The organism is Paraburkholderia sp. CI3 (genome assembly GCF_050436505.1).
Classification (GTDB): domain Bacteria; phylum Pseudomonadota; class Gammaproteobacteria; order Burkholderiales; family Burkholderiaceae; genus Paraburkholderia; species Paraburkholderia tuberum.
The window spans coordinates 3,007,480-3,029,616 of sequence record NZ_JBNDMI010000004.1 but is presented as its reverse complement, the minus strand read 5'-3'; the positions used below and the strand labels follow the sequence as shown (position 1 = coordinate 3,029,616).

Sequence of the window (22,137 nt, the reverse complement as noted above, 5' to 3'; positions counted from 1 at the left end):
CGTGTATGTGCCCGACTCCGTGCGGTTCTTCGCGGCCGTGGCGCATTCCGATCATCCGATCATTGAAACCTCGCAACGCTGATTTCGCGAAGCGCTTGCGACAACGTGCGCTCCCCGTGCGCTCGTGACGGCGTGCGTGTGCGCCGGTTCGTGTCGTCTGCCGTTGCTGCCAAGGAGAACCCATTACGATGAATTCGGCGTTTTCGTTTTTGCCAGCGTGGCCGCTTTCGCCCGACGCCATTTTCTGGGCGGGTCTTGCATTGCTTGCCGCCGGTCTGTGCGGCGAGCTTTGCTATCGCGCGTGGCGTTTACCGCGCATTTCCGGCTATGCGGTGATCGGACTCGTGGCCGGCGCGGCAGGCTTTGGCGTGATCGATGCGGATTCCGCGAGCGCCGCGCGGCCGCTGCTCGACGTCGCGCTCGGCCTGTTGCTGTTCGAACTCGGCAGCCGGCTCGATCTGCGCTGGATCCGCCGCAATCCGTGGCTGATTCTGTCGAGCGTCGCCGAAGCCACGCTGACTTTCGTGCTGGTGCTGCCCGTGTTGCTGTTTCTGCACGTGCCGCTGATGGTCGCGACCGTACTCGCCGCGATCGCGATGGCGACATCGCCCGCGATGGTGATCCAGCTCAAAACCGAACTACGCGCGGAAGGCCAGGTCACGCAGCGTCTTCTGACCTTGACCGCGCTGAACAGCATGTACGCGGTCGTGATCGAAAAGCTCGTGTCGAGCTGGCTGCATCAGGAGGCTTACGGCAACGTGTTCGCGACCATCCTGCAGCCGTTGTACCTGCTGGTCGGCTCGCTCGTGCTCGCGTATCTGCTCGCGCGCACCTGCACGTTCTTCTATCGGCGCCTGAACATGCAGGACGAGCATTCGTTCGTGGCGCTGTTCGGTCTCGTGCTGCTCGCGATCGCGATCGCGCATCTGTTCAAGCTGTCGACGATTCTCGCGCTGCTCGCCGCGGGCATCATCGTGAAGAATCACGAAGTGCGTCCGCAGTTGTGGCCAGAGCATTTCGGCACCGCGGGCTGGCTGCTGACAGTGATCCTGTTCGTGCTGACGCTGACGTCGTTCGAATGGAAGCACATCGCGTTGGGCGGAGTCGCCGCGCTGGGTCTGATCGTTGCTCGCCTCGTCGCGAAGCTGGTCGGCGTGCTGGCGTTCGCGAAGCCGAGCGGCCTGAACTTGAAGCAGGGCATCGCGCTCGGCCTGTCCTTGTCACCGATGTCGGCGCTCGCGTATCTGCTCGTCGACGACACGTACAACCTGTATCCGAACTTCGATCCGCAGCTGCGCGCAATCGCTATGTGTTCGATTTTCGTGCTGCAGATTCTCGGGCCGTGGCTCGTTTATCGCAGCCTCGCGCTCGTCGCCGAGCGGCGCGAGGGGTAAGCGTGAAACGCGCATGGGCTGCGATGCGCGTTTCACGAACCCGTCTTTCAATTCCTTCGCCTCAAACGACCTGACTCAGGGGACGCCATGTCACTCGAACCCTTCATCGACTCGAAACCGTTCACGTTCGGTATCGAGCTCGAAATGCAGATCGTCAATACGCACGACTATGATCTGACCAAAGCCGGCACGGATCTGCTGCGCCTCATCAAGGACGAAAAAATCCCCGGCAATATCACGCCGGAAATCACCGAAAGCATGATCGAGCTGTCGACCGGCATCTGCACGTCGCACGAACAGGCGGTCACCGATCTGCGCAAGATTCGCGACACGCTGGTGTCCGCGGCCGATCATCTGAACGTTGGTCTGTGCGGTGGCGGCACCCATGCTTTCCAGCAATGGAGCGAGCGGCAGATCGTCGATACGCCGCGCTTTCAGTATATTTCCGAGCTATACGGCTATCTCGCGAAGCAGTTCACCGTGTTCGGCCAGCACGTGCACATCGGTTGCCCGAATCCGAACAGCGCGCTGTATCTGCTGCATTCGATGTCGCGCTTCATCCCGCATTTCATTGCGTTGTCCGCGTCGTCGCCTTTCGTACAGGGCGTCGATACCGGATTTCATTCGGCACGTCTGAATTCCGTGTTCGCGTTTCCGCTGTCGGGCCGCGCGCCGTTCGTGCTGACGTGGGACAGCTTCGAGGAGTATTTCTCGAAGATGGTCCACACGGGCGTGGTCAACAGCATGAAGGATTTCTACTGGGATATCCGTCCGAAGCCGGGCTTCGGCACGATTGAGGTCCGCGTGATGGATACACCGTTTTCGGTGGATCGCGCCGCGGCGATCGCCTGCTACATCCAGACGCTCGCGCGTCATTTGTTGCTCGATAAGCCGATCATGCCGCAGGAAGACGACTATCTGGTCTACACGTTCAACCGTTTCGAAGCCTGCCGGTTCGGACTCGGTGGCACCTGCATCAATCCGCAAACCGGTGAACGCAAGACGATTTCCGAAGATATTCTCGAAACGCTCGAACAGATCGGACCGCATGCGGAAGCGCTCGGCTCGGTGAATGCGCTGGCCGAAGTCGGCGCGATCGCGCGCGGTCAGGTCAACGACGCGACGTGGCTGCGCAGTGTGTTTGCGCAGGAAAAGTCCTTGCACGAAGCGGTACGCCAGCAGTGTCTGCAATGGCGCGCCTAGTCGCGAAGACTTCATGAAACCGTTTGCGTGCGCCAGCTACGCGACGTTCCGACGAAACCCGCCGCGTGCGGGTTTTTTTTCGTAAGAAAATTTTTATGGTTTTTCGCGCGCGCAACCCTTCAGGTTTTTCGAAAGCTTACGTATACCAGCGTAGTAGTCGTAAGCAGGCATTGCCAAAGGCTGTGGACAACTGAATAATTTCCTGCAAAGTCAATGCGCTGGGGAAATGATAACTGGGCTCGTAAAACGGGCTCCGGCCACGCCTGGCAAGCGCAACCGAGGAAACGTTCAACACGCTACAAGTGCTTGTTGCAAAACGGTACACAGGCTGTCCAAACGTTTTCCCCTGCTTATCCACAGCTCGCGTTGGATAAGTTAGCTGTACGATTAGCCGCTGTCGCATAGAATGTCGTTTTTCGCCGCCTTCGGCTTCCAAGACGGTGTATTTTTGAGATAGTACAAACGGTTTCATCCGCGGTTGGACGAAGCTACCCCACACACGCAACGGGTGTACTCCGGCAGGCAGCCGCCGGCATTGCACCAAAGCGGTAAATAAACGAATCGAAGATTATGAGCGAAGGCGTATACGGAGAACAGGCAGCCGGGCGAGTGACCCACAGCCTCTTGCGATTGAGCACGGCGATGCGAAGCCAGGCTTGGGAATGGGCGGAAGGCGCGGGCCTTACGCCGACCCAGGGCGAGATCCTCGTGCTGTTGATGCAACGTAAGGGGCCGATGCGTCTCGGCGAAATCGCGCGTGAAACGGCGCTGACTGCCGCGACCACCAGCGATGCGGTCAGCACGCTCGAGACCAAGGGCCTCGTCGAAAAGCGTCGCGCACTCGACGACGGTCGCGCGCTCGCGGTACGTCTGACCTCGCGTGGCCGCACCGCTGCCAAACGCGCCGCGCAATGGCCGGACTTCCTCTCGAAGGCGGTCGGTACGCTGCGCGACGACGAGCAGTCCGTGTTCTATCGCACGCTGCTCAAGACCATCTATCAGCTCGAAGCGCGAAACACGATTCCGGCGCATCGTATGTGCCTGAGCTGCACGCATTTCCAGCCGAGCAAGAATCCGAAGAAGACGCCGCATCACTGCGCGCTGCTCGACCTGAACATGTTGGACACCGATGTGCGTCTCGACTGCTCCGTGCATGAAACGGCGGACGTCGCCACCCAGAAGAAGACCTGGAAGATCTTCGCCCAATAACCGGCGTCTTCCTGGGCAATCCGCTAACATGGCCTGGCCGGCGACGGCGGGCGGTATGCGCCGCCTGCTTGCCGGCTGGTGCCGTGCAAGGATAAAGTCGTTGGCGGCAGGTCGTTAGTCAACCTGAAGATAGGGCAGGCCGATGAATCGGGAAGTACTCGCCATCCGCCATGTGCACTTCGAGGATCTGGGCAGTCTCGAGCTCGTGCTCGGCGAGCGCGGGCGTCCGGTCCGTTATCTCGATGTGGGCGTTGCCCGTATCGAGGCGCCCAATCCGGTTGCCGCGTCGCTGATGGTCGTGCTGGGCGGCCCCATCAGCGCTACCGACGACGCGCTGTACCCCACGCTCGCGCCGCTGCTGTCGTTGATCGAAAAACGCATCGCGGCCGGTCTGCCGACACTCGGTATCTGCCTTGGCGCACAACTGATCGCGCGGGCGCTCGGTGCGCGCGTCTACCCCGCGACTCAGGCCGAACTCGGCTGGACGCCGCTCACGCTGACCGATGCCGGCCGCGCCTCGCCGCTGCGTCATCTCGATGGCGCTCATACCTCGATGCTGCATTGGCACGGCGACACCTTCGATCTGCCGGCCAACGCGACCCGTCTGGCATCGACCCCGGCTTGCGAGAATCAGGCCTTCGCATGGGGCGATCACGTACTGGGCTTGCAGTGTCATCCCGAGATCCGCACCGATCGGTTCGAACCTTGGCTGATAGGGAATGCGAACGAACTCTCGGGCCACGGCATCGACGCGCGTCAGTTGCGCGCCGACACCGGCCGATACGGTCCCGTCCTCGAAGCCGCCGCGTGCCGCATGTTTGGCGAATGGCTCGATCACGTCGAGACGCAAGCCTGAATGGCTAGCCGAATGGCGACGTAAGCGGCCAGCCAGGTGCCACGTTCATGCAGTAAACCGCGTGCGGTGCTATCCTCGATCGCTCTCGGGCTTTCACTGGGCGTAATCCATGAGCGCGCTTTTCTCTCCGCTCACGCTGCGTAGCGTGACGCTTCCCAATCGTATCGTCGTCTCCCCAATGTGCCAGTACTCCGCCGAACGCGGCGAAGCGACCGCATGGCACATGATTCACCTCGGCGGTCTCGCGCTGTCCGGCGCGGGCATGCTGTGCATCGAAGCAACCGCCGTCGAGGCGGACGGGCGCATCACCCCCGGCGATCTCGGCTTGTGGGACGACGCGACCGAAGAGGCGCTCGTGCCGGTGCTGGCCGCGATCCGCAAGCATTCGCACGTCAACGTGACGATGCAACTGGCGCACGCGGGCCGCAAGGCATCGAGCCACGTGCCGTGGGAAGGCGGCCAGCTGATTTCGGTGTCGCAAGGCGGGTGGCTGCCGCATGCGCCGTCGGCGCTGCCGCACAAACCGGGCGAGGAGCCGCCGCTCGCGCTCGATGTCGTCGGCCTGAACCGGATTCGCGAGGCGTTCGCCGCGTCCGCGCGGCGCGCCGCGCGTCTTGGCATCGATGCGCTCGAAGTGCATGCCGCCCATGGCTATCTGCTGCATCAGTTCCTGTCGCCGATCGCCAATCAGCGCACCGACGACTACGGCGGCTCGGTCGAAAACCGCATGCGTTTTCCGCTCGAAATCTTCGACATCGTGCGTGCCGCATTTCCTGCCGACAAACCGGTCGGCGTGCGCGTGTCGGCGACGGACTGGGTCGAAGGCGGCTGGACGCTCGACGACACGATCGCGTTTGCACACGAACTGGAAAAGCGCGGCTGCGACTGGATCGACGTGTCGTCGGGCGGTGTCTCGCCGCTGCAGCAAATTCCGCTCGAGCCGGGCTATCAGATTCCGTTCGCGAAGGCGGTCAAGCACGCAACCGGTCTGACGACGATCGGCGTCGGACTCATCACTGATCCCCTGCACGCCGAGCAGCTGATCGAAACGGGCGATGCCGATCTGATCGCGCTCGCTCGCGCGCTGCTCTATAACCCGCGCTGGCCGTGGCACGCCGCCGCTAACCTCGGTGCGACCGTCGAAGCGCCGCCGCAGTACTGGCGTTCACAACCGCGTGAGCAGAAAGCACTGTTCGGCGACATTTCGTTTGGTCAACGGTGACGCCCGTCGCACGTTGAACGAACGCATCGGCTGACGGTTGAAGGAAGCCGTGGACAACGTGTAGGATGCCGGTTGTGGCGCGGTGCGCGTCGCAAGTCGACGCGGCGCTTTCAGGGCGCCGCGTTTGCTATTCGCGTCAGAAAAAAGCCGCGCGTGCGACGCGCCTGACGATTGCCAGACTTGATTCCCCAGTTCTTCACAAGGATTCATTCAATGAATTCACGCAGGATCGCCGTGCGCCGTTCGGGTGTGCACGGCAAAGGCGTGTTTGCTCTCGAACCGATCGCGGCCGGCGAGCGACTGATCGAATACAAGGGCGAGCGGATTACCTGGAAAGAAGCGTTGCGCCGCCATCCGCATAATCCGGCTGAACCGAATCACACGTTTTATTTCGCGCTGGATAACGGCAAGGTCATCGACGGCAAGGTGAACGGCAATAGCGCGCGCTGGATCAATCATTCATGCGCGCCGAACTGCGAAGCCGAGGAAATCGACGGACACGTGTACGTGCATGCGCTGCGCGATATCGCGGAGGGCGAGGAAGTCTTTTACGACTACGGCCTCGTGATCGACGCGCGTCAGACGAAAAAGCTGAAAAAGGAATACGAATGCCGCTGCGGCGCGCGCAAGTGCCGCGGCACGATGCTGGCACCGCCGCAGAAGGGCAAGGGCGGCGGCAAGTCGGGTAAAGGCGCCGACAAGGGCGAAAAGTCGAGCAAACCGGCGAAGAAATCGAAGAAGAAATGAGCCGCGGGTCGGTGCGCGGCGGTAGCTGTCTGCGCTGATCGAAGCGCTGAGGCGAACGCCGCCGCGGCAGCCGGGCAAACCTTCTACAAATCGACCGGCGCCGAGTGCGCCGGTTTTTTCGTGGCGCGCCGTGCGTTGGCATCGTTGGCGGTGGCAGCGCCTGCGGACGCACCGGGCGGCAGCAACGGAATCCTCACGATAAAGCGTGCGCCGCCCTCCGGTGCGTCCTCGTAATGCACGCTGCCATGATGCAGCACCATGATGTCGTGGACGATCGCGAGGCCCAGACCCGCGCCGCTGTCGACGCCCGCCTCGGTCTGCCCGTCGCCGCGGAAGAATCGCTTGAACAGATCCGCCTGCTGCGAACGCGGCACGCCCGGCCCGTTGTCTTCGACGACGATCTCGGCCATGCGCAGATCGTCGATCAGCGTCTGCGAAACTGTGACCGTGATACGCCCGCCGTCGACCCGCGAAGGCGGCACATACTTCAGCGCGTTATCGAGCAGATTCGCGATCACTTCATGGAGCAGCACAGGGTTGCCGCGCGCCATCAGCGGGTCATCGTTCGACGGATCGTCGAGGCGCTGGAAGCCGAGGTCCACGTGTACCGGTAGCGCGCGCGGCACCCATTCGGCGCCGGTGTCGAACGCGAGCGCGGCCATGTCGACATTGACGAAGCGGGCCGCCTGTTCGCCCGGCTCGGCGCGCGCGAGCGACAGCAGTTGATTCGACAGCCGCACGGCGCGATCGGCCGCGGCGCGCAGTTCGCGCACGGCAGCGAGCGTCTGCTGCGGATCGCGTGCGACGACCGCCTGCTCCGCATGCAGCTTCACGGCGGTGAGCGGCGTGCGCAGCTGATGCGCGGCATCGGCGATGAATTTGCGTTGCGCATCGAGGGCGGCTTTCAGACGATCGAGCAATGCGTTCAGCGCGCCCGTCAGCGGACGGATCTCGACCGGCACATAGGTTTCGTCGACCGGCTCGAGCGACGTGTGCGTTTGCCGGTTCAGCGAATCGGCGAGCGCGGTCAGCGGATTGAGCTGCTGATTGACGACGCGCCACACGATCACCCAGCCGGCTAGCAGCAGGAGCAATAACGGCATCATGATCGCGATGAGGAACTCGGCGGCGATGCGGAAGCGGTGATGCACGGGCTGGCCGACTTCGACGACGATCGGATTACCGCTCGGCTGATCGACGCGCACCTGAGCGACCCGCACGGCCACGCCTTCGTGCTGCGTCTCGAACACGTACGCGTAATGCATGCGGCGCACGTTGGTGCCTTGCAGCGGCAGATTGTGGTCACCGGCGATTTCGGTGTCACCGGTGCTGATCCGGTAGACCAGATGTTCGACCGGGTCGGAGAACATCGCCTGCGCGAGCGGTGGCACCGTGATCGGCGCTTCCGGTCCGGCAATCTGGATCTGTTTGGAGATCGCGGTCGCGAGGTCCGCGAGCGAACGGTCGACCACGTGCTGCGTGTACTGCCATGCGAGCCAGTAAGCGATCAGGCCGCTCATCAGCGCGAGCAGCGACAGGGGAGCAGCGAGGCGCCGCAGCAGCGTGCGGCGCAGACTATTGGCGGCCGGCTGGTGCATGATCGAACGCGCGGGAAAGTTGTGACTGCGGTGGCAACTGCGGTAGTAATGGCGCGAGGCGCCTTGAGACGGTCCGGGGCCCGGCACAACGCGCTGCGGGCACAGCCGATGCGCGGCGCCGCTCCGGCGCCGTCAGGTCGCGACGCAATGCGCGGCCTTCACGACGATTATGCGGCCTGGCGAATTTCCTGCAACAGGTAGCCAAAGCCACGCACGGTGACGATTTCGACACGGCAGTTCTCGAGCTTCTTGCGCACGCGGTGCACGTAGACTTCGATCGCGGTATCGCCGAGGTCGCCGCCGAAGTGTGTCAGATGATCCTGTAGTTGCGCCTTGCTGACGACGCGGCCGTGACGCAGCAGCAGCATTTCGAGCACCGCGAATTCGCGCGGCGACAGTTCGAGCGGTTTGTCGTCGTTGAAGATGCGGCGGTCGACGCCCGACAGCCGCACGCCGCCCAGCGACACTTCCGGACGCGGCATGTCACCGTGCGGACCGCTGCGGCGCATCACCGCGCGAATACGCGCTTCGAGCTCGGCCGGCTCGAACGGCTTCAGCATGTAGTCGTCCGCGCCCGAGTTCAGGCCTTGCACGCGGTCGTTCAGTTCGTCGCGCGCGGTCAGGATGATCACCGGCGTGTGACGGTTGCTCTGGCGGAAACGCGACAGCAGCGTCATGCCGTCGATGCCCGGCAGACCCAGATCGAGGATCACGAGTTCGTGGCGATTTTGCGTGAGGGCCTGCTCGGCAAAGATGCCGTCATGGACCATGTCGACGGTGAAGCCGGCTTGTTCGAGACTGCTTTGGATGCCGCGTGCGATGGGGCGGTCATCTTCGATCAGAAGGAGTCGCATGGATTTCGCTCAATTACAATGGGTTTAGGCGTTTGGGCAAGCGGTTCGCCGGGGCGCCTGCTACACAGCCAGCGTGCGAAGCGGCGGCAGACGCGCCACGAAGCAGCTGTCGAGCCGAATCGAAGCACCGTGCCAGCCATCACGAAGTCATGTCCGAGATCAGCATTCACGAACTGGAAGCCGCGATCAACTTCTGGCGCACCCGCTCACCTTCAAGCGGCGACGAACACGTTCTGTGCAAGGAGGCAAGCGCGCTCTCCAAGCCGTATGCGCTGCTGATTGTACAGCGTCAGCAGTCGCTATCACTCGATCGTTTCGACCCGATTGCAAGGCAGGCCTGGGAAGCTTACGTTCAACTTAAGAATAGCCTGTAGAACTGAAGGTTTGCCTAGGGAATTGCCTGCATTGTCCTTTCATGGTCACCTGATTACGCGGCGAATTATGCATAAACACGCATAAAGGCCCGTAATTATTTGTATTACATAGTAATCCCGTCGATGAATGCGGCAAGCGCGATGTCGCGTTCGGTCACGCCGTTCGCTTCATGGGTGGACAGCGTGATGTCGAGCTTGTTGTACACGTTGAACCACTCGGGATGGTGGTCCATCTCCTGCGCCTTGATCGCGACGCGCGACATGAAGCCGAAGGCCTCGTTGAAGTCGGCGAACTCGAACGCGCGGCGAATCGCATCACACTCAGCCACGCTTTGCCAGCGATTCAGTTTCGCCAGTTGCTCGGTTCGCTCGTCGGAAGTCAGTTTCTGAATCATGGTGTTACCTCGCTCGTCGAACTCGCTCGCCGGCAGGCGGACGAATCCGTCATTTTTTCATGGTTGCGCAACGCTCGCCGCACGCTGGGCTGGATCGGTTTGCGATGGCTTTTCGTTCAAACGTCGCCGCCGGTGTTCCAACCCTCGCGGGTTCCGCGCGCAATCACGCAGTCGCCGTCGAACAGGTCGCCCGCCGCGTAGGCAGGTGCGTTGGCGAGCTTCGTCAGCAGCGGCGCGAAGTCGGTTTGCGCGACGTGGAAAAGTTGCGCGAAGTCATCGATGACGAAATAGGTTTGTTGGAACGTATCGATGCGATAACGCGTGCGCATCACGCGTTCCAGCGCGACGCCGAGTCGGTTCGGCGCTGCGCTTCGCTGGCTATGCAGCGTCTCCGCCTTTCTCGAAACGATGCCCGCGCCGTAGATCTTCAGGCCGTTCGGACTCGCGTCATCGCGGATCAGTCCGAACTCCACTGTGTACCAATAGAGCCGCGCGAGCAGCGGCAGCGCGCCCGCGTCATTGGCAGCGAGCGCGACGCGGCCGTATGCGTGCATGTAATCGGCGAACACCGGGTCGATCAACAGCGGCACATGGCCGAACAGATCGTGAAAACAGTCGGGCTCCTGCAGGTAGTCGAGCTGGTCGGGGCGGCGCATCCACCACGTGACCGGAAAGCGGCGATTCGCCAGATGCTCGAAAAATGCCTGATCCGGTACGAGGCCACGCACCGCGACGATGCGCCAGCCGGTTGCGGGCGTGAGCTTCGCGTTGACGTCTTCGAAGGACGGCACGCGCTCGGACGGCAGGCCGATGCGCTCGACGCCCGCGAGGAATTGATCGCAGGCACGGCCTTCGAGCAAGGCTGTTTGGCGCGCGTACAGTTGTCGCCAGACCGCATGGTCAACCGTGCCGTAGCGCTCAAGCGGCTGATCGATCGTGAAGTCGGCTTGGGTCTCGAGACCGGTGTCGAACTGTTCCTTGAGTTTGGCGGTGCTGGCGGTGGACATGGCGAGGCTGCTGTAACAAGACGGATTGCATGAGATCGGCGTATGCGAGTGTAGAGCGGAGCACGTGCGGAAAGGGCGCAAGTTTCGCGTATAAGCGGATGGTTATGCGATAATCGTGTGTTAAATGGCAGATTAATGCGGGATATCACCATGCTTGAACTCGACCACTTCGATCTCGCGCTGCTCGACGTGCTGCAGCGCTTCGGCCGCGCCACGCATCAGCAGTTGGCGGAGCAGGTGCCGCTGTCGCCGTCGCAGATCGGGCGACGCCTGCAACGGCTGGAGCAGGTCGGCGTGGTGGATGGCTATCGCGTCGTGCTGCGGCCCGAAAAGCTTGGGCTTGGCGTCACCGCTTTCACGAGCCTGAAGCTGAAGCATCACGGCGATTCGATCATCGAGCAGTTTCAGCACCAGATCGACTTGCTGCCCGAAGTGCTCGAATGTCACGCGGTCGTCGGCGATGCCGACTATCTGCTGCGCATCGTCGCGCCGGATCTGAATTACCTGTCGACCTTCGTGATGAAGAAGCTGATGCGCGTGCCGGGTGTCGATAGCGTGCGCTCGAATATCGTGCTGACCACCTTCAAGCGCAATGGGCCGTTGCCGCTCGGGCATCTGGCGGCGGGGGCGGCGGCGGTTTGAGGGTTCGAAGCCGTTGCCGGCAGTGCCGACTGACAGGAAGAGGGGAGCCGCGCATGCCTTGCCGCGGCCCCTGCGGTGACGGGATCTCTATGCCGCCCGCTGCGGCTCGTCGTCGGCATTCAGCAGATCGACATACGCGACCGGCACCAGATCCGCTTCCGATACGCCAAGGCTCTTGAACATCGCTTGAGCTTCCGCGTGTCCGCCTTCTTCGTCGTCGTCCTGCGCGAGCACCACTTCGAGTTCGACGAAATCGCCGAGACCGTCGACGCGATCCAGATGAATCCGCGTGCGCCCGCTCAGATATACGTGCCGCTCTTTCGAGACGATGCCGCGCGTGGTCAGCGCGGTCGCGAGCAGCGCATGCATCGCTTCGGGATTCGTCACCGGACTGCGCGTGTAGTACGACGCCTTCGGGCCGTCGCGGTCGTCGCGCTGATAGAAGATCAGCTCGGCCGGCGTGCCGTCGTCGAACTGGCGCAGCTTCAGGCGGCCGCGCGGCACGTCGTAGAAAAAGTCCTGCTGGCGGAAGATCAGCGGCGCGTCCGTCGCGAGCTGTGCGGCGCGCTCGCGCAGTTGGTCGAAATGCTGGGCGCGGGCTTTGATTTCGATGTTGCGTGCCATGTCAGGCTCCTGTGGATGGGGGAAGTGACCGGCGGCTCCGGAGTTGCTGATGTTGCCGGGCGGAGGCCGCCGGGAAGGACGAAGCCAGGCGGAACGGAAAGCTGCGAGGGCGCTGCGCGAGCGCAAACCGACAATCTAGCAAAAATTTCGTGACGGAGCGGTTTCAGCTCGGCGGACAAGTGGGAGAGGGCGGGCATTAGCGAGACTCATATCGCAACGCGTCAGACCGTCCCCGCTCAAATCGCCCACTGCTGTTCGATCAGCTTCAACGCCGCCGCGATCGCCGGCTCGTCCTTGCGCTCGTCGAGCGTGATGAAGCTCAGCTGCGTCGGCACCGTTATGCCATCGACGATCGTCAGCGCGTGCGCATGCGCCTCGGCGATCGCGGTTGCGTCGCGCGCAAGCGTGAGACCGACGCCCGATTTGACCAGATCGAGCATCGACGGCTCCTGGTCCACCTCGGCCACCTTGACCGGCTTCACACCGGCTTCGCCGAAACAGCGCGACAGCAGCCGGTTGTGCGCGGACGCCGGCGGCGTCCAGATCCACGGCAGCGCCGCGAGCGAGCGCCAGTCTCGTGCACCCTTCACGCGATCTTTCCAGCCCGCCGGCGCGAGCACGCGATACTGGAAATGCGTGAGCGTGACCGCGTGAAACGTGGTGCCGTCGCGCGTCTCGTCGTCGGCGGGCAGGCCAATGTAATAGCCGACGTCGAGCTCGCCCGCGCGAATCTGTTCGCGCACCCAGCCCGACATGCCGTGGCGCAGCGCGGTTTCGATCTGCGGCCAGGTCTCGACGAGTTGCTTCAGGAAACCGCCGAGGCGCAAAAACTCGGGGTCGAGAATGGTGCCGATGCGCAGGCGCCCGCGTACTTCCTGGCGCAGCGTCTGCGCCGCCCGCTGCACGTCGGCTGCCGCGCCGAGCGCGCGTTCGGCATGCGGCAGCAGCGCCTGGCCGTCGCGTGTCAGCGCGAGCCCGTGCGAATTCCGCGTGAACAGCGTCACGCCGAGCGTCTCCTGCAAGTGCTTGATTTGCAGGCTGACGGCAGGTTGGGTCAGATGCAGTTGCACCGCGGCACGCGTAAGGTTGCCCTCGCGTGCTACGGTGACGAAGGCCCTAAGGAGAGTCAGATCCATATGCTGATATTAGCGCGGCTTATGGCGCAGTTGAGCATTACTCATTGGATTTGTCGCTCGTAAGGGCCGTACGCTTGGTGTTCAGCACGCTTGTGCGCGCGGCATCGAGCGCGAAGCGGAAGATTTCACAGGAAAGAGGAACGAGATGAGCGAGACATATTCCGACGCAACCGCGCAGGACGAAGCCGCACGCAGCGCGGCGAGTGCACGCGCGCTGAGCCATTTCATCAACGGCAAGACGGTCGAAGGCACGAGCGGGCGCTTCGGCCACGTCTTCAATCCGGCGCTCGGCAGCGTCAGCGCGCGCGTGCCGCTCGCGAGCGTCGCCGAGGTGGACGCCGCGGTCGCTGCCGCCAAAGCCGCGTTTCCCGCCTGGAGCGAAACCGCGCCGATCAAACGCGCGCGGGTGCTGTTCAAGTTCAAGGAACTGCTCGACCGTCATCACGATGAGCTCGCGGAGCTGATCACGCGCGAGCACGGCAAGGTGTTTTCCGACGCCAAGGGCGAGGTGATGCGCGGCATCGAGATCGTCGAATTCGCGTGCGGCATCCCGAATCTGCTGAAGACCGATTTCACCGATCAGATTGGCGGCGGCATCGACAACTGGAATCTGCGGCAGCCGCTCGGCGTGGTCGCGGGCATCACGCCGTTCAACTTCCCGATGATGGTGCCGTGCTGGATGTTCCCCGTCGCGCTCGCGTGCGGCAACACCTTCGTGCTGAAACCGTCCGAACGCGATCCGTCCGCGTCGAACCGGCTCGCCGAACTGCTGAAGGAAGCCGGCCTGCCGGACGGCGTGTTCAACGTCGTGCACGGCGACAAGGTCGCGGTCGACGCGCTGCTCGTGCATCCGGAAGTCAGCGCGCTGTCGTTCGTCGGCTCCACGCCGATCGCCGAATACATCTACACCGAAGGCACGAAGCGCGGCAAGCGCGTGCAGGCGTTGGGCGGTGCCAAGAATCACCTCGTCGTCATGCCCGACGCCGATCTCGACCAGGCCGTCGACGCCCTGATCGGCGCCGCCTACGGCTCGGCCGGCGAGCGCTGCATGGCGATTTCGGTGGCGGTCGCGGTGGGGCATATCGCCGATGAGCTGATCGAGCGTCTGACGCCGCGCGTGAATAGCCTGAAAATCCTCAACGGCATGGAAGCGGCGGCCGAGATGGGGCCGCTCGTCACCGGCGCGCATCGCGACAAGGTGCTCGGCTATATCGACGCTGGCGTCGCCGCGGGCGCGAAGCTCGTCGTCGATGGGCGCGGTCATCAGGTCGCGGGGCACGAGAAGGGTTTCTTCCTCGGCGGCACGCTGTTCGACGACGTGTCGCCCGACATGAAGATCTACCGCGAGGAGATTTTCGGACCGGTGCTATGCGTCGTGCGCGTGCCCGACTTCGCCTCCGCAGTCGAACTGATCAACGCGAATCAGTTTGCGAACGGCGTGTCGCTGTTCACGTCCGACGGCGGCATTGCACGCGCGTTTTCCCGGCAGATCGAGATCGGCATGGTCGGCATCAACGTGCCGATTCCCGTGCCGATGGCCTGGCATTCGTTCGGCGGCTGGAAGAAGTCGCTGTTCGGCGATCATCATGCGTACGGCGAGGAAGGCGTGCGGTTTTACACGCGCTACAAGAGCATCATGCAGCGCTGGCCTGACAGCATCGCGAAGGGCGCCGAATTCACGATGCCGGTCGCCAAATAAGCTGGCGGCTTTGCGCGGCATCAAGTCGGCAAGCGCGCCAGGAAAACAATAAAAGCGCAATAAAAGCGCTTCGCGGCGCACGCGTGGAAGCGATCGAGCAGCCACGCGTGCGCCGCAAAAATGCTTAGGAGGCTAAACGATGAGTCATACCGACAGTATGCCTCGCGCCGCACGGCGACTCGAAGGCGAGTTCGACTACGTCATCGTCGGCGCGGGTACCGCCGGCTGCGTGCTGGCGAACCGGCTCACCGAAGATCCCGACATCCACGTGCTGCTGCTCGAAGCCGGGGGGAAGGACGACTATCACTGGATTCACGTGCCGGTCGGCTACCTGTATTGCATCGGCAATCCGCGCACGGACTGGCTGTACAAGACCCAGGCCGAGCCGGGTCTGAACGGCCGCACGCTGTCGTATCCGCGCGGGCGTGTGCTCGGCGGCAGTTCGTCGATCAACGGCATGATCTACATGCGCGGTCAGCGGGAAGACTACGACGAGTGGGCGCGTGTGACGAACGACAGGACGTGGTCCTGGAACGCGGTGCTGCCGGTCTTCAGGCGCAGCGAGGATCACCACGGCGGCGCCAACGAAGCGCACGGCGCGGGCGGACCGTGGCGCGTCGAGAAGCAGCGCCTCAAATGGAAGATTCTCGAAGAGTTCGCGCAAGCCGCGCAGCAAACCGGCATCCCCGCCACCGACGATTTCAATCGCGGCGATAACACCGGTGTCGGCTACTTCGACGTCAACCAGAAGCGTGGCATTCGCTGGAATGCGTCGAAGGCATTTTTGCGGCCCGCGTTGAAGCGGGAGAACCTCACTGTCATCACCGGTGCCCACACGCAGCGTGTCGTGTTCGATGGCCGCCGCTGCACCGGAGTCGAATATCGTGGCGGCGAGGTCGACTATCTCGCCAAAGCGCGTTGCGAAGTGATCCTTTCCGCCGGCGCGGTCAACTCGCCGCAACTGCTCGAATTGTCCGGTGTCGGCAATGGCGCGCGTCTGCAGAATCTCGGCATCGAGGTCGTTCAGGATCTGCGCGGTGTCGGTGAAAATCTGCAGGACCATCTGCAACTGCGCATGGCGTATCAGGTGCAGGGCGTGCGCACGCTGAATACGATGTCCGCGCACTGGTGGGGCAAGCTGATGATCGGCATGCGGTACGCGCTGTTTCAGAGCGGACCGATGTCGATGTCGCCGTCGCAACTCGGCGCGTTCGCGAAGTCCGACGCCGACGATCGCTCGCTGTCGCGACCCGATCTCGAGTATCACGTGCAGCCCTTGTCGCTTGATCGCTTCGGGGAACCGCTGCATCGCTTCAATGCGTTCACGGCTTCGGTGTGTCAGTTGCGCCCCACGTCGCGCGGCAGCATTCATATTGCGTCGGCCGATGCTTGCGCGCCACCGTTGATCGCGCCGAACTATCTGTCGACCGACTACGACCGCCACGTCGCCGCGAACGCGCTACGTCTGACGCGTCGCATCGTCGCGGCGCCCGCGCTCGCGCGCTATCAGCCGCGGGAGATCCTGCCGGGCCTCCAGTATCAAAGTGAAGAAGAATTGCAGCAGGCCGCGGGCGCGGTCGGCACGACGATCTTCCATCCGGTCGGCACCTGCCGCATGGGCACGACCGACGATCCCGCCGCGGTCGTCGACAACCGGCTACGAGTTATCGGAGTCGAGGGCTTGCGTGTCGTCGATGCGTCGGTGATGCCCAACATCACGTCAGGTAACACCAATTCGCCGACGCTGATGATCGCCGAGCGCGCCAGCGACATGATCCGCGAGGATCGCCGCGCGCGCGTGAGCGGCAGCATGGCCGCGCATACCGGTGTTGACGCGTCGATGTCAGCTGTGTGACATGACTCGGCGAGCGCACCGGTCAGGTTTTCCGCCGCGTACGTGAAGCGTGCGTGTGAACCGCGCGTCACATGCGCACGGCGCGGGCCTCGTTCCCTAAGTGCAAATCCCAATGATTGCGCTGCATCATTGGCGCGACAATGGCAGCCATGCTGCGTGTCACGCCATGAATTACCGGACGGATTGGTGCAGCACGCCAAGGAGCGGCAAGGGGTGCCGCAAAAACAACAAGTCGCGCAGAGCTTCGCGCGGAAAGATCGTAGTGCTTCGCCTTACTCCGTATGGAAGGGAACATGATTCTCGGCGATACGATTCTCGAAACGCGCGGCCTCACCCGCGAGTTCAAAGGCTTTGTCGCCGTGAACGGCGTGAACCTGCGCGTGCGCCGTGGCTCGATCCATGCGCTGATCGGCCCCAATGGAGCGGGCAAGACCACCTGCTTCAATCTGCTCACCAAATTTCTCGAACCCACCGCGGGCCAGATCGTTTTCAACGGTGTCGATATCACCGGCGAACGGCCAGCTCAGATCGCGCGGCGCGGCATCATCCGTTCGTTCCAGATTTCCGCGGTATTTCCGCATCTGACGGCATTGCAGAACGTGCGCATCGGGTTGCAGCGCTCGCTCGGCACTGCGTTTCACTTCTGGAAGAGCGAGCGTACGTTGCGCCGTCTGAACGATCGCGCGATGGATCTGCTGACCCAGGTCGGCCTGACCGATTTCGCCGATGTGTTGACGGTCGAGCTCGCCTACGGCCGCAAGCGCGCGCTCGAAATCGCGACCACGCTCGCGATGGAGCCGGAACTGATGCTTCTCGACGAGCCCACGCAAGGCATGGGTCATGAGGACGTCGATCGCGTGACCGCGCTGATCAAGAAAGTGTCGGCCGGACGCACGATCCTGATGGTCGAACACAATATGAATGTGATCGCCGGTATCTCCGACACGATCACCGTGCTGCAACGGGGTGAAGTGCTCGCCGAGGGCAGCTACGCGGAAGTGTCGAAGAATCCGCTCGTGATGCAAGCCTACATGGGCAGCGCTGACGCGGCGCTCGCCGGAGCCCACGCATGAATACGACGGTCGAGCGCGAAGGCCTCGAAGCGAACCAAACGAAAAGCGGCGCACCCGCGCTGGAAATCGCGGGACTGCAAGCCTGGTACGGGGAATCCCACATTCTGCACGGTGTCGATCTGTCGGTTGGCCGCGGCGAGGTCGTGACGCTGCTCGGACGCAATGGCGCGGGCCGCACCACGACACTACGCGCGATCATGGGCCTCACGGGTCGCCGTACCGGCTCGATCCGTATCGACGGACGCGAAACCGTCGGCTTGCCCACGCATCGCATCGCGCATTGCGGCATCGGCTATTGCCCGGAAGAGCGCGGCATTTTTTCGAGCCTGTCGTGCGAGGAAAATCTGCTGCTGCCGCCGCCCGTCGGCGACAAGGCGCGCATGATGTCGCTCGAGGAAATCTACGCGATGTTCCCGAATCTGCACGAGCGGCGCATGAGTCAGGGCACGCGGCTCTCGGGCGGCGAACAACAGATGCTCGCGGTCGCGCGGATTCTGCGCACCGGCGCGAATCTGCTGCTGCTCGACGAAATCTCGGAAGGGCTCGCGCCCGTGATCGTGCAGGCGCTCGCGCGCATGATCGTTACGCTGAAGGCGCGCGGCTACACGATCGTGATGGTTGAGCAGAACTTCCGCTTCGCCGCGCCGCTCGCGGATCGTTTCTATGTGATGGAGCACGGCATGATCGTCGAGCATTTCGGGGCTAGCGAGCTCGAAGGCAAGATGCCGGTGCTGCACGATTTACTGGGCGTATAGACACGGACACACGCGCGCCCGACTGCCTCTGATAACCACAAGCGAAGAACCAGGAGACATGCATGAAAAAGAACCCACTCGCGCGAATTGCCTCACTCTGTTTCGCAGTCGCCGCCGGCACCGCACTGACGCTGGGCAGCGCGCAAGCGGCCGACGATGCCGTGAAGATCGGCTTCCTCACGGACATGTCGGGGCTTTACGCGGATATCGACGGGCAGGGCGGTCTTGAAGCGATCCGGATGGCGGTCGCCGACTTCGGCGGCAAGGTCAACGGCAAGCCGATCACGGTGCTGTACGCGGATCACCAGAACAAGGCGGACATCGCGGCATCCCGCGCTCGTGAGTGGTTCGACCGCGACGGCGTGGACATGGTGATCGGCGGCACGAACTCGGCGACCGCGCTATCGACTAACACCGTCGCGGGCGAGAAGCACAAGGTCTATATCAGCGTCGGCGCCGGCGCCGATACGTTGACCAACGAGCAATGCACGCCGTACACGATCCACTACGCATACGACACGACCGCGCTCGCGAACGGCACGGGCTCGGCGGTGACGAAGCAGGGCGGCAAGACGTGGTACTTCCTGACGGCAGACTACGCATTCGGCAAGGCGCTCGAAAAAGCGACCGCGGAGGTCGTGAAGGCGAACGGCGGCCAGGTGCTCGGCGAGGTGCGTCATCCGCTGTCGGCGTCGGACTTCTCGTCGTTCCTGCTGCAGGCGCAGGCGTCGAAGGCACAGATCCTCGGCCTCGCGAACGCGGGCGGCGACACGATCAACGCGATCAAGGCCGCGAAGGAATTCGGCATCACCAAGACGATGAAGCTCGCCGCGCTGCTGATGTTCATCAACGATGTGCACAGCCTCGGTCTCGAAACGACGCAAGGCCTCGTGTTGACGGACAGCTGGTACTGGAACAAGGACGCCGACACGCGTAAGTGGTCGCAGCGCTACTTCGACAAGATGAAGAAGATGCCGTCGAGCCTGCAGGCTGCCGACTACTCGGCGGCGATGAACTATCTGAAGGCGGTGCAGGCGGTGGGCTCGACCGATCCGGACAAGGTGATGGCGCAGTTGCACAAGACGAAGATCGACGACTTCTACGCGAAGGGCTACATCCGTCAGGACGGCAGCATGATCCACGACATGTACCTGATGCAGGTGAAGACGCCGGCCGAATCGAAGGAGCCGTGGGATTACTACAAGATCACTGCGACGATTCCGGGCGATCAGGTCTTCACGACCAAGGCGCAGACCCGCTGCGCGCTGTGGAAGTAAGCGCGGGCGCAGTAAGCGGTCGAGGACCGCGCAGACCTGAGAGAACCGCCGGCGCTGCAGGGGCACGTGCTGGCGGATGACCGTTTCAGATGCCGCACGCGACGGGCAGCGTCGCCGCTCGTCGCGTGCCGGCCGGATCGTGCGTCACCGATCTCACCTTGACGATGACTTGAAGGGCTAAGGGCTTCAATGGACATCTTTGGCGTTCCGCTACCGGCGATGCTGAGCCAGCTTCTGCTCGGGCTCGTGAACGGCTCGTTCTACGCGATTCTGAGCCTCGGGCTGGCGATTATTTTCGGCCTGCTCAACGTGATCAACTTCGCGCATGGCGCGCTGTTCATGCTCGGGGCGATGCTCGCGTGGATGGGGCTGGCGTATTTCAATCTGCCGTACTGGGTGATGCTCGTGCTCGCGCCGCTGGTCGTCGGGCTGGTCGGCGTCGCGATCGAGCGCTCGATGCTGCGCTGGCTTTACAAGCTCGATCATCTGTATGGCCTGTTGCTGACGTTTGGCCTCACACTCGTGATCGAGGGCGTGTTCCATTCGATCTACGGCTCGTCGGGCCAGCCGTACGATGTGCCGTCGGCGCTGTCGGGCGCGACCAACCTCGGCTTCATGTATCTGCCGAACTATCGCGCATGGGTGGTGGTCGCGTCGCTGGTCGTGTGCTTTGCGACCTGGTTCGTGATCGAGAAGACGCGGCTTGGCGCTTATCTGCGCGCGGGCACCGAAAACCCGAAGCTCGTCGAGGCGTTCGGCGTCAACGTGCCGCTGATGATCACGCTGACCTACGGCTTCGGCGTCGCGCTCGCGGCGTTTGCCGGCGTGCTCGCCGCGCCGGTGATTCAGGTCTCGCCCCTGATGGGCCAGTCGATGATCATCACCGTGTTCGCGGTGGTCGTGATCGGCGGCATGGGCTCGATCATGGGCTCGATCCTGACCGGCCTGATGCTCGGCGTAGTCGAAGGACTCACGCGTGTGTTCTACCCCGAGGCGTCGGCGACCGTCGTCTTCGTGATCATGGCGCTCGTGTTGCTCGTGCGTCCGGCGGGTCTTTTCGGCAGGGAAAAATGATGCAGAGAAAGGTGCTCTACGGTCTGCTGCTGATCGTGCTGCTCGCGGTGCCGGTGCTCGGCATCTATCCGCTCTTCGTGATGAAGGTACTGTGCTTCGCGCTGTTCGCGGCCGCCTTCAATCTGCTGATCGGCTATACGGGCTTGCTGTCCTTTGGTCATGCGATGTTTCTCGCGTCGGCCGGTTACGTGACCGGCTATGCGATGCAGACGCTCGGCTTTTCGCCGGAGCTCGCCGTGCTGAGCGGCACCGCGGCGGCGACGCTGCTTGGGCTCGTCGTCGGCTTCTTCGCGATTCGCCGTCAGGGTATCTACTTCGCGATGGTGACGCTCGCGCTCGCGCAGATGGTCTACTTCGTGTTCCTGCAGGCGCCGTTCACGCACGGCGAAGACGGTCTGCAAGGCGTGCCGCGGGGCAAGCTGTTCGGCGTGCTCGATCTCTCTTCGGACGTCGCGCTATATTTCGTCGTGCTCGCGGTGATCGTCGCGGCTTTCCTGCTGATCGTGCGGATCGTGCATTCGCCGTTCGGGCAGGTGCTCGTCGCGATCAAGGAAAACGAGCCGCGCGCGGTGTCGCTCGGCTACGACACCGACCGTTTCAAGCTGCTCGCATTCATCCTGTCGGCTGGCATTGCGGGTCTCGCGGGGTCGCTGAAGGTGCTGGTGCAAGGCTTCGAAACGCTGAGCGATGCCTATTGGACAATGTCCGGCCTCGTGATCCTGATGACGCTGGTGGGCGGCATGGGCACGCTGTTCGGGCCGTTGCTCGGCGCCGCGTTGATCGTGTCGCTCGAAGACAGGCTCGGCGATATCGGCTCGGCACTCGCGTCGATGACCGGCATCGACTGGTTCCGCTCGCTCGGCGAATCGGTGACGATCGTCACGGGGCTGATTTTCATCGCGTGTGTGCTGGCGTTCCGGCGTGGCATCGTCGGTGAGATCGTCGCGCGAGTGCGACCGTTGCGGGCTTGAGAGTGGCTGTTTGATCCCGCCCGCGTGGTCGCTCGCTTGATGCAGTGCGATACGAAATTGCTTCGACGTCCGATCTAATTGCGGCTCGTGCTGAAGGTCCGCTGGATCAGGGACTCGGGCGAACCTGTGGCAAACCGTGCGACGAAATGCGCCCTACGCGCCCCAATCCGGT

The 22,137-nt window shown here is 63.1% G+C and carries 21 protein-coding genes; 15 read left to right on the top strand and 6 right to left on the bottom strand.

Annotated features, from left to right (window positions below; all coding sequences use genetic code 11):
- Positions 1 to 188: 188 nt before the first annotated feature.
- The 6 genes from OKW29_RS35470 to OKW29_RS35445 all read left to right on the top strand — a co-directional run bounded on the left by OKW29_RS35470 (position 189) and on the right by OKW29_RS35445 (position 6,631).
- The gene (locus OKW29_RS35470) at positions 189 to 1,394 is read left to right on the top strand and encodes a cation:proton antiporter (RefSeq protein ID WP_429294216.1); all 1,206 of its coding nucleotides are present in this window, start codon (positions 189 to 191) and stop codon (positions 1,392 to 1,394) included.
- A gap of 87 nt (positions 1,395 to 1,481) precedes the next feature.
- Entirely contained in the window at positions 1,482 to 2,597 is a 1,116-nt protein-coding gene (locus OKW29_RS35465; RefSeq protein ID WP_184036839.1) for a YbdK family carboxylate-amine ligase, read from the top strand.
- Between the two features lie 570 nt (positions 2,598 to 3,167).
- Positions 3,168 to 3,806 (top strand): MarR family winged helix-turn-helix transcriptional regulator, encoded by a 639-nt coding sequence (locus OKW29_RS35460; RefSeq protein WP_429294215.1) that lies wholly within the window; start codon positions 3,168 to 3,170, stop codon positions 3,804 to 3,806.
- A gap of 142 nt (positions 3,807 to 3,948) precedes the next feature.
- A complete protein-coding gene (locus OKW29_RS35455) occupies positions 3,949 to 4,662 on the top strand; it encodes a glutamine amidotransferase (protein ID WP_429294214.1) in 714 nt (237 codons plus the stop codon).
- A gap of 109 nt (positions 4,663 to 4,771) precedes the next feature.
- Positions 4,772 to 5,884 carry an NADH:flavin oxidoreductase/NADH oxidase gene (locus OKW29_RS35450; protein WP_429294213.1) on the top strand — a complete coding sequence of 371 codons (1,113 nt, stop codon included), beginning with the start codon at positions 4,772 to 4,774 and terminating at the stop codon, positions 5,882 to 5,884.
- 213 nt (positions 5,885 to 6,097) lie between these two features.
- Entirely contained in the window at positions 6,098 to 6,631 is a 534-nt protein-coding gene (locus OKW29_RS35445) for an SET domain-containing protein (RefSeq protein WP_429294212.1), read from the top strand.
- Between the two features lie 83 nt (positions 6,632 to 6,714).
- Here OKW29_RS35445 and OKW29_RS35440 read toward each other — a convergent pair whose 3' ends face one another.
- Together OKW29_RS35440 and OKW29_RS35435 are read right to left on the bottom strand one after the other, a co-directional pair.
- Positions 6,715 to 8,229, bottom strand: a complete 1,515-nt coding sequence (locus tag OKW29_RS35440) for a sensor histidine kinase (RefSeq protein WP_429294211.1) — start codon at positions 8,227 to 8,229, stop codon at positions 6,715 to 6,717.
- 167 nt (positions 8,230 to 8,396) lie between these two features.
- Positions 8,397 to 9,083, bottom strand: coding sequence for a response regulator (locus tag OKW29_RS35435; RefSeq protein WP_013090980.1), 687 nt, complete (start codon positions 9,081 to 9,083; stop codon positions 8,397 to 8,399).
- Between the two features lie 149 nt (positions 9,084 to 9,232).
- Between OKW29_RS35435 and OKW29_RS35430 the strand changes: the two genes are divergently transcribed.
- Positions 9,233 to 9,457 (top strand): DUF3717 domain-containing protein, encoded by a 225-nt coding sequence (locus OKW29_RS35430; protein ID WP_090802357.1) that lies wholly within the window; start codon positions 9,233 to 9,235, stop codon positions 9,455 to 9,457.
- A 104-nt stretch (positions 9,458 to 9,561) separates the two neighbouring features.
- Here the strand turns inward: OKW29_RS35430 and OKW29_RS35425 are convergent, their stop codons facing one another.
- Positions 9,562 to 9,852 carry a 4a-hydroxytetrahydrobiopterin dehydratase gene (locus OKW29_RS35425; RefSeq protein ID WP_429294210.1) on the bottom strand — a complete coding sequence of 97 codons (291 nt, stop codon included), beginning with the start codon at positions 9,850 to 9,852 and terminating at the stop codon, positions 9,562 to 9,564.
- 116 nt (positions 9,853 to 9,968) lie between these two features.
- Positions 9,969 to 10,859, bottom strand: a complete 891-nt coding sequence (gene phhA / locus OKW29_RS35420) for a phenylalanine 4-monooxygenase (RefSeq protein WP_429294209.1) — start codon at positions 10,857 to 10,859, stop codon at positions 9,969 to 9,971.
- Positions 10,860 to 11,009: 150 nt separating this feature from the next.
- Here phhA and OKW29_RS35415 point away from each other — a divergent pair, with 150 nt between their 5' ends.
- A complete protein-coding gene (locus tag OKW29_RS35415) occupies positions 11,010 to 11,501 on the top strand; it encodes an Lrp/AsnC family transcriptional regulator (protein WP_429294208.1) in 492 nt (163 codons plus the stop codon).
- A gap of 87 nt (positions 11,502 to 11,588) precedes the next feature.
- On the opposite strand, the gene OKW29_RS35410 is transcribed toward OKW29_RS35415, so the two are convergent.
- Both OKW29_RS35410 and OKW29_RS35405 read right to left on the bottom strand, forming a co-directional pair.
- Positions 11,589 to 12,125 carry a class IV adenylate cyclase gene (locus OKW29_RS35410; protein WP_184051682.1) on the bottom strand — a complete coding sequence of 179 codons (537 nt, stop codon included), beginning with the start codon at positions 12,123 to 12,125 and terminating at the stop codon, positions 11,589 to 11,591.
- A 236-nt stretch (positions 12,126 to 12,361) separates the two neighbouring features.
- Positions 12,362 to 13,261: a LysR family transcriptional regulator gene (locus OKW29_RS35405; RefSeq protein WP_187627453.1), complete on the bottom strand. Its 900-nt coding sequence runs from the start codon at positions 13,259 to 13,261 to the stop codon at positions 12,362 to 12,364.
- A 145-nt stretch (positions 13,262 to 13,406) separates the two neighbouring features.
- Between OKW29_RS35405 and OKW29_RS35400 the strand changes: the two genes are divergently transcribed.
- The 7 genes from OKW29_RS35400 to OKW29_RS35370 all read left to right on the top strand — a co-directional run bounded on the left by OKW29_RS35400 (position 13,407) and on the right by OKW29_RS35370 (position 21,965).
- Entirely contained in the window at positions 13,407 to 14,960 is a 1,554-nt protein-coding gene (locus tag OKW29_RS35400; protein WP_429294207.1) for a CoA-acylating methylmalonate-semialdehyde dehydrogenase, read from the top strand.
- Between the two features lie 139 nt (positions 14,961 to 15,099).
- Entirely contained in the window at positions 15,100 to 16,815 is a 1,716-nt protein-coding gene (locus OKW29_RS35395) for a GMC family oxidoreductase (protein ID WP_429294206.1), read from the top strand.
- Positions 16,816 to 17,108: 293 nt separating this feature from the next.
- The gene (locus tag OKW29_RS35390; RefSeq protein ID WP_018418872.1) at positions 17,109 to 17,888 is read left to right on the top strand and encodes an ABC transporter ATP-binding protein; all 780 of its coding nucleotides are present in this window, start codon (positions 17,109 to 17,111) and stop codon (positions 17,886 to 17,888) included.
- Complete coding sequence (locus OKW29_RS35385; RefSeq protein ID WP_187627451.1) at positions 17,885 to 18,643, top strand: ABC transporter ATP-binding protein; 759 nt, start codon at positions 17,885 to 17,887, stop codon at positions 18,641 to 18,643. Before OKW29_RS35390 ends, OKW29_RS35385 begins: the two co-directional genes overlap by 4 nt.
- Before the next feature lie 62 nt (positions 18,644 to 18,705).
- A complete protein-coding gene (locus OKW29_RS35380) occupies positions 18,706 to 19,920 on the top strand; it encodes an ABC transporter substrate-binding protein (protein WP_429294205.1) in 1,215 nt (404 codons plus the stop codon).
- A gap of 189 nt (positions 19,921 to 20,109) precedes the next feature.
- On the top strand, positions 20,110 to 20,994 hold the full coding sequence (locus tag OKW29_RS35375) for a branched-chain amino acid ABC transporter permease (protein ID WP_429294204.1): 885 nt from the start codon (positions 20,110 to 20,112) through the stop codon (positions 20,992 to 20,994).
- On the top strand, positions 20,994 to 21,965 hold the full coding sequence (locus OKW29_RS35370; RefSeq protein ID WP_429294994.1) for a branched-chain amino acid ABC transporter permease: 972 nt from the start codon (positions 20,994 to 20,996) through the stop codon (positions 21,963 to 21,965). The genes OKW29_RS35375 and OKW29_RS35370 overlap by 1 nt, the downstream gene beginning before the upstream one ends.
- Positions 21,966 to 22,137 lie beyond the last annotated feature (172 nt).